Below are 10,952 nucleotides of genomic sequence, written 5' to 3'. Positions count from 1 at the left end.
CTCCTCCTTGGGCTTGAGGATCTCCTTCTCGCGGGCGTAGCGGTTGATCAGGGAGGTGAGGGCGGCGCGGAAGCCCTCCTCGTGGGTGCCGCCCTCGTGGGTGTTGATCGCGTTGGCGTAGGTGTGGACCGACTCGGAGTAGGCGGTGGTCCACTGCATGGCGATCTCGAGGGCGATCTTGCGGTCGGTGTCCTCGGTCTCGAAGGCGATGACGTCCTCGTGGATGTACTCGACCTTCTTCTTCGAGTTCAGGTGCTCCACGTAGTCGAGCAGGCCGTTCTCGTAGAGGTAGGTGACCTCGCGGCGCTTGGGGGTCGCCTGCTCGTCGACGTCGATGCCGGCCTCGTCCGTGGACGCGTCCTCGGCGGTGCCCTCGGCCACGACCTCGTCCTCGAGGACCTGGTTCTCCTCGATCTCGCGCTCGTCCACCAGGGTGATCTTCAGGCCCTTGTTGAGGAAGGCCATCTGCTGGAACCGGGCACGCAGCGTCTCGTAGTCGAACTCGACCGACTCGAAGATCTCGGGGTCGGCGTAGAACGTCTGGACGGTGCCGGTGGCCTCGGTCTGCTCGCCCTTGACCAGGTCGCCCTGGGGCACGCCGCCGTCGGCGAAGGACATGCGCCAGACATGGCCCTGACGGCGGACCTCCGTGTCCACCCGCTTCGAGAGCGCGTTCACCACGGAGATGCCGACGCCGTGGAGGCCGCCGGAGACGGCGTAGCCGCCGCCGCCGAACTTGCCGCCGGCGTGGAGGATCGTCATGACCACCTCGAGGGTGGGCCTGCCCTCGGTCGGGTGCATGTCCACCGGGATGCCGCGGCCGTCGTCCTCGACGCGGACGCCGCCGTCCTCCTGGAGGGTCACGGTGATCTCGGAGGCGTAGCCGGCCATGGCCTCGTCCACGGAGTTGTCCACGACCTCGTACACGAGGTGGTGCAGACCCCGGGGGCCCGTGGAGCCGATGTACATTCCCGGGCGCTTGCGGACGGCCTCGAGGCCCTCCAGCACGGTGATGGCGGAGGCGCCGTAGTCGCCGGGGACCTTGCGGTCCCTGGTCTCGGCCGGTGCCGTCTGTGGCGGTGCGGCGGCCTCGACGGCCTCCGCGGGGGTCACGTCCTGAGGATCCTCGGCGGGCGCGTCGGAATGTGCGTCGTTCACGGGTGCTCTTGACTCCTCGGTCTCGTCACGTCGTCTGCCGCCGCGGGCGTCGAGTCACAGCCGCGCCCTACGCGTGCGTACGCGCGCGTAGGTTTATCGGCCCGGACACGGGCGGCAACGGCCCTCGGCGCACCGAGGGCGGCATTCTGGTCCATTCTACGGGATTCGGGTGCCGTTCCACGGAATCTGCGCGGGTGGATCGGCTCCGAATGCCCTGCAGCAGGCCGTGGACGCCGCCGTGGAGGTCCTGTCAGCCCTCTGTATGGGGGCCGTATCGCCTCCGGGTCCGATCGGCGCTCAGAGCGCCGCCTGGCACTTCGGCCCTCGGCCCTTCCGGTGCGCGGCGGGTCTGCCGCCCGTCGTCCCGACGACGGCACGCACCTCCGCCGGCCGGCCCCCGGAGACTCGGGCAGGCTCACCCGTAGGTGTCACGCGGCCCACGGCCACGGACGCTGCGGGGACCCTTCTTCCAGCTGGGCGCCTGAGGACCGGCCACGTCGATGCGCGTGACCACGCCGGTGCCGAGCTCCTGGTCGAAGCGGGCCAGCAGCATCGGTCCCATCAGGCGCAGCTGGGTCGCCCAGGCGGTGGAGCTCGTGCGCACCCGCACCACGGAGTTCTCGAAGCTCTCGGGCCGGCAGTGCTGGGCGATGTCCGGGCCGACCAGCTCGGCCCAGCGGGTGAGCACGGAGCCGACGGCCACCGGGGTGGACCAGCCGCGGTCCCGGATGAGGCGGCCGAAGACGTCGCCGACCACGGCAGGGTCCCGGTCGTCGGCCTTCGGGCCGCTGCGCCGGCGCTTGGCCTTCAGCTCCGCCACGCGCTGCTCGGTGCGGCTGCCGGCTGAGCGGCCGGGCCGGCCGGTGAGGCGGGCCTCGCCGCGCTCCATGGCGGCGTCCCGCACCCGGCGCAGCTGGATCATGGCCAGGTCCGGGCGGTCCTCGTCCTGGCCGGGGACGCCCGTGGAGGTCTCCGCCGGCTCGTCAGCCATCGCGAGCGCCCCCTTCTGCGGCAGGCGAGGGGCCGTCGTCGGGAATCTCCGGGTCCATCCGGGCCCGGCGGATGTCCCCCTCCACCGGCAGCGGACGGTCCGCGGTCTCGGCCACGGTCTCGGAGCCGTCCGCGTCCTGGCGGACGAGCACGCGTACGGCATGCAGCTCCTCCGGGATGTCCTCCACCGCGGCGGCGGTGAGCAGCACCTGCTCGGCGCGCGAGACGAGGCCGGCCAGTCGGCCGCGGCGGGCGGCATCGAGCTCGGCGAAGACGTCGTCGAGGATGAGGACGGGCCGGGCGTCGGGGTCCGGGTCGTCGGCGACGAGCACGTCGTAGCTGGCCAGGCGCAGCGCCAGCGCAAGGGACCAGGTCTCGCCGTGGGACGCGAAGCCGCGGGCCGGGGCAGGGCCGAGGAACAGGGCGAGCTCGTCCCGGTGCGGCCCCACCAGGGTGAGGGCGCGGGCACGCTCCTGCTCGTGGGCATCCTCGAGGGCCTGCCGCATGGCGGCGGCGATCTGTTGGACGGACGGCACCTGCTGGTGGGTGCCGGAGACGCCGGGGACGGTGGACTCGTAGGCGAACGTGGCCGGCTTCGAGCCGTTGGTCAGTGCGGCGTACATCTCGCGCAACGGTGCGGCGAGCAGCTGCAGGACGTGGAGCCGGCCGTTGAGCAGGCGGGCGCCGGCCATGGAGAGGTGCTCGTCCCAGACGGCGAGGGTCGCCTCCTCCTCCGGGCCCCAGCGACCCTGCTGCCGGGCGGTCTTGAGCAGGGCGTTGCGCTGACGCAGGACCCGCTCGTAGTCCGCGGCGGCCTCGCCGAGGGCGGGGCGCAGCTGGACCATGAGCTGGTCCAGGAACCGGCGGCGGCCGCCCGGGTCCTGGGTCACGAGCACCAGGTCCTCGGGGGCGAAGACCACGGTGCGCAGGATGCCGAGGCCCTCACGGGCGCGGACGGGGGCGCCGCGGTTGACGGCCACGCGGTTGGAGCGGCCCGGCAGGATCTCCAGCTCCAGCGCCACGGCGCGTGAGCCGCGGTGGATGCGCGCGCCGATCCTGGCGCGGTCCTGGCCGAAGCGGACCAGCGGGGCGTCCTGGCTGACGCGGTGCGAGGTGTGCGAGCCGAGGTAGCCGACGGCCTCCACGAGGTTCGTCTTGCCGACGCCGTTGGCGCCGACCAGCACGGTGGCGCCGGGGGACAGGGTCAGGTGAGCGGACCGGTACGAGCGGAAGTCCGCGACCGTCAGCTGCGAGAGGTACACGTGAGGCGGTGTCCGGTCCCGGTCAGGTCAGACGGACCGGCATCACCAGGTACCGGTAGTCGGAGACGGCGCCGTCCTTCTCGGCCACGCCGGTGAGCAGCGCGGGCTTCGGGGTGGTGGTGAAGGAGAACCGCACCTGCGGCTGGTCCACCACGGACAGCCCCTCGGACAGGTAGGACGGGTTGAAGGCGACCGTGATCTCCTCGCCGTCCAGGGTGCAGGGCAGCTCCTCGTTGGCGGAGGCGTCGTCCCCGGTGCCGGCGTCCAGGGTGACGGAGCCGGCGCTGAAGACCATGCGCAGCGCGGAGTTGCGCTCGGCCACGAGGGCCACGCGGCGGGAGGCCTCGACCAGGGCCGCGGTGTCCACGGTGGCGTGGATCGGGCTGGACTCCGGGAACAGGGAGCGGATCTTCGGGTACTCGCCGTCGACCAGCACGGAGGTGGTGCGGCGGCCGGCGGAGGCGAAGCCGACCAGGTCCACGCCCTCGGCGAAGCGCAGTTCGAGGCTGCCGGCGCCGCCGAGCGACTTGGCGACCTCGGTGAGGGTGCGGGCCTTGACCAGCAGGGAGGTGGACACCGACGGGTCGGCCGGGGTCCAGGTGATCTCCTTCATGGCCAGGCGGTAGCGGTCGGTGGCCAGGAAGGTCATCGTGTCGCCCTCGATCTCGACCTTCACGGCCGTGAGGATCGGGAGAGTGTCGTCCTTCGAGGCGGCCACGGTGACCTGGTGCACGGCGTGGGCGAAGGCGGCGCCGTCCACGGTGCCGGCGACCTCCGGCAGCTCCGGGAGGGCCGGGTACTCGCCGACCGGCATGGTGGCCAGGGAGAAGCGGGAGGACTTGCAGGTGACGAGCACCTTGCCGCCGTCCAGCTCGAGCGTCACCGGAGCGGCTGGGAGCGAGCGGACGATGTCGTTGAGCAGGCGGCCGGAGACGAGGACCTGTCCCTCGGTCTCGATGTCCGCCTCGATGTCCAGGCGTGCCGAGGTCTCGTAGTCGAAGCTCGCGATGGAGACGAGGCCGGCCTCGGCGGTGATGAGCAGGCCGGAGAGCACCGGCACCGGCGGGCGGGGGGAGAGGGAGCGGGCGGTCCAGGAGACGGCATCCGTGAGGATGTCGCGTTCGACGGTGAACTTCACGAGCTCTGCACTGCCTCTCTGGCCTCTCGGTCAGGCCGGTGTACACACGGGGGCGAATCCGCAGCGGCCGTGAGGAAGCCGGGATTCTACGTCCGAACGGTGCGCACACGGGTCAACGGCGCGCGGGTGGGAAGACGCGTTGATCAGCATAGGGGGTGCGTGCGCTCGCTGTCAGGTCAGGGATGGGGCTGTGCGGGGAGGAAGGGCACATGTGGTGTCCGGCCGGTGTGCAGGGGCCTGGATGTTGCTCGACGGAGAGATTTCCCAGGGGTGAGTAGGAGTGTCAGCACGTGTGGATTCTGTGGAGAACCCGTCCTCGCCCAGGATCCGTGCCGATCCTCCTGTGGGGTCGGCGGTGGATCCTCTCCGTTCGGGGTGTGGGCGTCCCGTGGATTCCCGACGACGGCCCCCGACCCCTTCTGCACAGCCTCGCCCGGACTTGTCCAGAGTCCGATGTCATTTGTCCCGACCGTGTCCACATTCTTCTCCACAGGTGTGATCTACGTCCGCATGATTCCGCGGTTTTCGGCTCCTGAAGCCTGTGGAAATGTGTGGACGAGTGTGGAGATTCGAATGACATCCGTGTCATTCCCCAGTGCCGTGGAGCGCCGGTTCCCCACCCTGCGGATCATCCTCTCAGCGGCCTGGGCGGGCCGATTCCATGCCCTCGCGGCTGTCCACATGCAGACCCCTTCTCCACAGAGTTCTCCACAGGGGTGGACAATGTGGACGATCCTTCGACCGCCGGTTCAGGGTTCTCGGACATGCGTCGGGCCCCGCCGAACGACGTCGACGGGGCCCGGAGCGCGGCGGCCGGCCGGTCAGTGGCCGCGCTGCTTGCGCTTGATCTCGTTGGTCAGCTCGGTGACCTGGTTGTAGATCGTGCGGCGCTCGGCCATGAGCTCGCGGATCTTGCGGTCGGCGTGGATCACGGTGGTGTGGTCGCGGCCACCCAGCTCCTGGCCGATCTTCGGCAGGGACATCTCGGTCAGCTCGCGCAGCAGGTACATCGCGATCTGGCGGGCGGTGACCAGCGTGCGGGTGCGGGACTTGCTGGTCAGTTCGTCCATGGTCAGGTCGAAGTACTCCGCGGTGGCATGGAGGATCAGCTCCGGCGTGATCTCGTGGACGTCGTCGTCCGTGATGAGGTCCTTGAGCACGTGCTCGGCCAGCTGGATGTCCACGTCCTGGCGGTTCAGGGACGCGAACGCGGTGACGCGGATGAGGGCGCCCTCGAGCTCACGGATGTTCGTGGAGATCCGGGAGGCGATGTACTCGAGCACCTCCGGCGGGGCGAAGAGGCCCTCGGCCTCCGCCTTCTTGCGGAGGATGGCGATGCGGGTCTCGAGGTCCGGCGGCTGGATGTCCGTGATCAGGCCCCACTCGAAGCGCGAGCGCAGGCGCTCCTCGAACCCGGAGAGCTGCTTCGGCGGCAGGTCGGAGGTGATCACGACCTGCTTGTTGTTGTTGTAGAGCGTGTTGAAGGTGTGGAAGAACTCCTCGACCGTCGCCTCCTTGTCCGCCAGGAACTGGATGTCGTCGATCAGCAGGATGTCCACGTTGCGGTATACCTGCTTGAACGAGGCGCCCTCGTCGTGGCGGATGGAGTTGATGAAGTCGTTGGTGAACTCCTCCGAGTTCACGTACCGCACCCGCAGGCCCGGGTAGAGGCGCCGGGCGTAGTGCCCGATCGCGTGCAGCAGGTGGGTCTTGCCCAGGCCGGACTCGCCGTAGATGAACAGCGGGTTGTACGCCTTCGCCGGCGCCTCGGCCACCGCGTTGGCGGCTGCGTGGGCGAAGCGGTTGGACGAGCCGATCACGAACGAGTCGAAGTGGTACCGCTCGTTGAGCCGGCTGGTCTCGGTGGACGTGGACGGCGGGCCGGGGGTCGGCGCGCCCGCACCGGCGACCGGCCGGCTGTCCGGGCGGTCCTGGCGGTGCTCGTCGCGTCCGCGGTCGGACGACGACGGCCCGGTCGCCTCGGAGCGCTTTTCACCCTGGCCGTGGGCGGACGGGGAGGAGGGCTCGTGGTGGCGGGTGCGCTCGGAGGCCGGACGACGGGCGTCCACGTCCAGGTCCTCGGCAGGCAGCTGGGCGCGCGAGGACGCGGCGTCCGCCGAACGCGGCGGGGTGGGGGCGTTCAGGGAGGAGTCGATCGAGATCGCCAGCAGCACCTCGTGGCCGAACACCGCTGTCAACGCGTCGGTCAGCGCGCCGGAGACCTGCGGTCCCTGCAGCGTCTCGCGCGTGGTCTCGTTCGGCACCGCCAGCAGGAGGGTGTTGCCGATCAGGCCCTGCGGGCTGGCCAGGTACACGTGCCCCATCTGGCGCGGCGTGACGCGGGAGTCCTCCTCCAGGGCGGAGGTGACCTGGGACCAGGAGTCGGAGACGGCGGGATCAGACACCGGAGGAGTCCTTTCAGTGCACCGGACGGGCGCCGGGGCGGAAGGCGGAAGCAACAGGCATGCCGGCCGGACGAAGGCCCTGCCGGCATGCACGTTCCGCTCGAGTCTAGTCGTTGTCCACAGGCTTGTGCACAGATGGTGGACAACTCGGGGAGGTGCTGTGGACAGACGGAGGCGAGGGGCCGCCGTCGTGCGCCTGTGCCCTGTGGGAACTGTGGACCGGGCGTGTCTGCGGCAGGCCGGCGCGCGGAGCCGGACGGCCCGGGAGAAGGACGGTGCTGGGCACCGACGTCCGCTTGACCGGGGCAGAAGGCGTGACTAGAGTAGCCAGGTCCCCCGGGACGGCTGTGCCGTGCCCGCCGGGGATTTCATGTCAAAGCCCCGCCCGGACTTCCCTCCTGCATGCAGCGTCGCAGGTCAACGGTCGGCGCCAACACAACACGTGGAGAGATCACAGTGACCAAGCGCACTTTCCAGCCCAACAACCGTCGTCGCGCCCGCAAGCACGGCTTCCGCGCCCGCATGCGCACCCGTGCCGGCCGCGCCATCCTGTCTGCCCGCCGCGGCAAGGGTCGCGCCGCGCTGTCCGCCTGAGCGCGGCGCAGCCGCTCCGGCGAGCGTCGTGCTGCCTCGTGACCGACGGGTCCGGACGGCGGCAGACTTCCAGCACATCCGGCGGACCGGCGCCCGCGCAGGGCGCCGGAGCCTGGTCGTCACCGCGACGGCCGACCCGAACGACACCCGGTCCGGGGGTCCGAGCACACCTCGGCACCCACGGGCCGGGTTCGTCGTGTCCAAAGCGGTCGGAGTCGCGGTGGTGCGCAACCGGGTGAAGCGCCGTCTGCGCGCGATCATGGCCGAGCAGATGCGGCGTCCCCCTCTGGAGGGACAGCCCCTGCTCATCCAGGTGCGCGCACTGCCGGCGGCCGCCGAGGCGGACTACGCCACGCTGGAGAAGGACCTCGCCGGCGCCCTGCGCCAGGCCGTCCGCAAGTGCACCGCGGACGGAGCCGCATGAGCGGGGCCCGCACGCTGTCGCCCTACGTGGTGCTCGAGCCGGCCCGTGAATGGGGGTGGCTGCGCGCACTGCCCTCGACCGTGCTCGGCTGGCTGCTCAAGGCGTACCGGCTGCTGATCTCGCCCCTGTACGGGGACGTCTGCCGCTTCTTCCCGAGCTGCTCGGCCTACGGACTCGAGTCCGTGACCGTGCACGGCGCGGTGAAGGGGACCTGGCTGACGGCCCGCAGGCTCGCACGCTGCCATCCCTGGAACGACGGCGGCATCGACCCCGTGCCTCCCGGGCACCGATGCTGGGCGGAGGAAGACCTTCCGCGCATCATCCACCTGAACCACCCTCCCCTCCCACCAGATCCCCCGCAGGAGGACTGACACCATGGGCTTCTTCGAAGCGATCCTTCTCCCGTTCCGCTGGCTGATGTCGTGGATCCTGGGCGCCTTCCACACCGTCCTGGGGTTCATCGGCATGCCGTCGGACTCGGGCTGGACCTGGGCATTGTCCATCCTGCTTCTCGTGATCCTGATCCGCACCCTGCTGATCCCGATCTTCGTGAAGCAGATCAAGGCCCAGCGCGCCATGCAGGCCATGCAGCCGGAGCTGCAGAAGCTGCAGGCCAAGTACAAGGGCAAGAAGGACCAGCTGTCCCGCCAGGCCATGGCGATGGAACAGCAGGCCCTCATGAAGGAGCACAAGGCGAACCCGTTCGCCGCGTGCCTGCCGCTGCTGGTGCAGATGCCGTTCTTCTTCGCCCTCTACCAGGTGCTCATCGGTGCCCGCGGTGCGGCCGAGTCCGGCGAGGGCATGCACGCCCTGTCCGCGGACCAGATCCGCTCCTTCGAGTCCTCCGAGATCTTCGGCGCCCAGATGTCGGACACCTTCCTGGGCTCGACCGGTTCCCATTTCAACCTGAACGTCATCGTCGTCGCGATCTTCCTGATCCTGCTGATGTCCGGCCTCATGTTCTACATGCAGAAGATGCTGATGACGAAGAACATGACCGACAGCCAGCTGTCCGGTCCGATGGCTCAGACCCAGCAGATCATGCTGTACGGCATGCCCCTGATCTTCGGCATCGGCGGCATCAACTTCCCGATCGGCGTGCTCCTGTACTGGACCTACTCGAACATGTGGGCTGTGGGTCAGCAGTGGTGGATCATCCGCAACAACCCGACCCCGGGCTCCCTGGCCGAGCGTGAGCTCAACGAGCGTCGCGCCGCCAAGGGGCTGCCGCCGGTGGGCAAGGCACTGCAGGAGCAGAAGGCCCGTGAGGAGGCGGAGGCCCAGCGTGTGGAGCGTGCCGGCCAGCGCCGTCAGCCCCAGCGTAAGAACCGCAGGAAGAAGTGAGCATGAGCGAGCAGAACACCCCTGACGTTCAGAACGTCGAGCAGCAGGGCGAGCAGGCCGACGTCGCCGTGGAGCAGACGTCCGAGCAGGCCGACGTCGCCGTGGAGCAGACGTCCGAGCAGGCCGACGCCCGCCCGCGTGCCACCGCCGCCGAGCGCCTCGAGGAGGAGGGCGACGTCGCGGCCGACTACGTGGAGGAGCTGCTGGACATCGCCGACCTCGACGGCGACATCGACATCGAGGTCCGTGACGGCCGCACCTACGTGTCCGTCATCGCCGACGAGGGTGACGAGGCGCTGCAGGACCTGGTCGGCCGCAACGGCAAGACCCTCGAGTCCCTGCAGGAGCTCGTCCGCCTGGCCGTGCTCGCCTCCACAGGCCACCGCTCCCGCCTGATCCTCGATGTGGCCGGGTACCGCACCCGCCGTGGCGCCGAGCTGCGCACGATCGCCGACAGGGCCGTGGCCGAGGTCAAGGACGGCAAGGGCCCGGTGCATCTGGAGCCCATGGGTGCCTATGAGCGCAAGATCGTCCACGACGTGGTGGCCGACGCCGGCCTCGTCTCGGAGTCCGAGGGCGAGGGCCCGCACCGTCACGTGGTGATCTCCGCCGATGACTGACCCGCGTCCAGGCACCCCGGAGGCACAGGTCGGCAAGGCCCCGGCTCCGGAGGCCGTCGCCCAGCCCGCTCCCCCGCTGCCTGCAGAGCTGGGCGCCGCCGCGGACCAGATCTTCGGCGACGCCCTGCCGTTGGCCGAGCGCTACGTGGAGCACCTGTCCTCCACAGGCATCGAGTGGGGGCTCATCGGTCCCCGTGAGGTCCCACGGCTGTGGGAACGCCACGTGATGAACTGTGCGATCGTGGCGGACCTGTTGCCGGAGGGCGCCCTCGTGGCCGACGTGGGCTCCGGGGCCGGCCTGCCGGGCCTGTGCCTGGCCCTGGCCCGACCCGACTGCCAGTTCCTGCTCATCGAGCCGCTCGAGCGGCGGGTGGACTGGCTGGACATGGTCGTGGAGGACCTGGGGTTGGAGAACGTGGACATCATCCGCGGCCGTTCCGAGCAGGTTGCCGGGAACCTCGATGTGGACATCGTGACCGCGCGTGCCGTGTCCGCACTGAAGTCCCTGCTGCCGCTGACCATGCCGCTGCTGAAGGGCGGGGGCGAGCTGCTGGCCATCAAGGGCCGCAGCGCGGCGAACGAGATCACCGCTGCCGCCAAGGCGCTGCGCAAGTACAGTTGTGGAGAACCGGAGATCCTCACCGTCGGCGGCGACGTGCTCCCGGAGCCGACCACCGTGGTGCGCGTCGTGCCGCGGCGCGCTCGCCGCTGAGCCGGCCGGCCGCCGTCGGGAGGACCGAAGACCAGAAGTCCAGGGCGGTGCGGCCGCCCGGGGAGGATGAACCGCATGGCCCAGGAGAACGAGGAGCGCTCCGGCGCATTCAAGGCGTTGCGTGAGCGCTGGTCCGGCAAGGGCGGGAAGAAGGGCGCCGCCGCGTCCGGGAATCGCCTGCAGCGTCAGCGGCTCAGCCGTCCGGACCGCACCCGCGTGTTCACGACGTCCAATCAGAAGGGCGGCGTCGGCAAGACCACCACCACCGTCAACCTGGCCGCCGCGATGGCGCGGGCAGGCATGCG

12 protein-coding genes are annotated in these 10,952 nt (G+C 70.3%); 7 read left to right on the top strand and 5 right to left on the bottom strand.

Annotated features, from left to right (window positions below; all coding sequences use genetic code 11):
- From MLY01S_RS11050 to dnaA, 5 genes are all read right to left on the bottom strand, one after another.
- The coding region (locus MLY01S_RS11050; protein WP_506256456.1) for an ATP-binding protein at positions 1–1,158 on the bottom strand (1,158 nt) is incomplete at its 3' end.
- Between the two features lie 415 nt (positions 1,159–1,573).
- Positions 1,574–2,149, bottom strand: a complete 576-nt coding sequence (locus MLY01S_RS11045; RefSeq protein WP_067192068.1) for a DciA family protein — start codon at positions 2,147–2,149, stop codon at positions 1,574–1,576.
- The gene (gene recF / locus MLY01S_RS11040; RefSeq protein WP_082740133.1) at positions 2,142–3,410 is read right to left on the bottom strand and encodes a DNA replication/repair protein RecF; all 1,269 of its coding nucleotides are present in this window, start codon (positions 3,408–3,410) and stop codon (positions 2,142–2,144) included. The genes MLY01S_RS11045 and recF overlap by 8 nt, the downstream gene beginning before the upstream one ends.
- A gap of 22 nt (positions 3,411–3,432) precedes the next feature.
- Positions 3,433–4,548, bottom strand: a complete 1,116-nt coding sequence (gene dnaN, locus MLY01S_RS11035; RefSeq protein WP_067192065.1) for a DNA polymerase III subunit beta — start codon at positions 4,546–4,548, stop codon at positions 3,433–3,435.
- 821 nt (positions 4,549–5,369) lie between these two features.
- Positions 5,370–6,905, bottom strand: a complete 1,536-nt coding sequence (gene dnaA / locus MLY01S_RS11030; RefSeq protein ID WP_425339233.1) for a chromosomal replication initiator protein DnaA — start codon at positions 6,903–6,905, stop codon at positions 5,370–5,372.
- A 504-nt stretch (positions 6,906–7,409) separates the two neighbouring features.
- On the opposite strand from dnaA, the gene rpmH reads away from it, so the two are divergent.
- The 7 genes from rpmH to MLY01S_RS10995 all read left to right on the top strand — a co-directional run.
- Complete coding sequence (rpmH, locus tag MLY01S_RS11025; RefSeq protein WP_067192059.1) at positions 7,410–7,547, top strand: 50S ribosomal protein L34; 138 nt, start codon at positions 7,410–7,412, stop codon at positions 7,545–7,547.
- A gap of 28 nt (positions 7,548–7,575) precedes the next feature.
- Positions 7,576–7,971, top strand: a complete 396-nt coding sequence (rnpA, locus tag MLY01S_RS11020; protein WP_067192056.1) for a ribonuclease P protein component — start codon at positions 7,576–7,578, stop codon at positions 7,969–7,971.
- The gene (gene yidD, locus MLY01S_RS11015) at positions 7,968–8,342 is read left to right on the top strand and encodes a membrane protein insertion efficiency factor YidD (protein WP_067192053.1); all 375 of its coding nucleotides are present in this window, start codon (positions 7,968–7,970) and stop codon (positions 8,340–8,342) included. Before rnpA ends, yidD begins: the two co-directional genes overlap by 4 nt.
- 4 nt (positions 8,343–8,346) lie before the next feature.
- Complete coding sequence (yidC, locus tag MLY01S_RS11010; protein ID WP_067192049.1) at positions 8,347–9,315, top strand: membrane protein insertase YidC; 969 nt, start codon at positions 8,347–8,349, stop codon at positions 9,313–9,315.
- A 2-nt stretch (positions 9,316–9,317) separates the two neighbouring features.
- Positions 9,318–9,935 (top strand): Jag family protein, encoded by a 618-nt coding sequence (locus MLY01S_RS11005; protein WP_067192046.1) that lies wholly within the window; start codon positions 9,318–9,320, stop codon positions 9,933–9,935.
- Positions 9,928–10,647 (top strand): 16S rRNA (guanine(527)-N(7))-methyltransferase RsmG, encoded by a 720-nt coding sequence (gene rsmG / locus MLY01S_RS11000; protein WP_082740132.1) that lies wholly within the window; start codon positions 9,928–9,930, stop codon positions 10,645–10,647. Before MLY01S_RS11005 ends, rsmG begins: the two co-directional genes overlap by 8 nt.
- Positions 10,648–10,722: 75 nt before the next feature.
- On the top strand, positions 10,723–10,952 hold a 230-nt coding region (locus MLY01S_RS10995), incomplete at its 3' end, for a ParA family protein (protein ID WP_157531297.1).

Source organism: Micrococcus lylae NBRC 15355, from assembly GCF_001570885.1.
Classification (GTDB): domain Bacteria; phylum Actinomycetota; class Actinomycetes; order Actinomycetales; family Micrococcaceae; genus Micrococcus; species Micrococcus lylae.
Note: the sequence above shows the minus strand (reverse complement) of the source record. Positions and strands in the feature narration are given on the sequence as shown.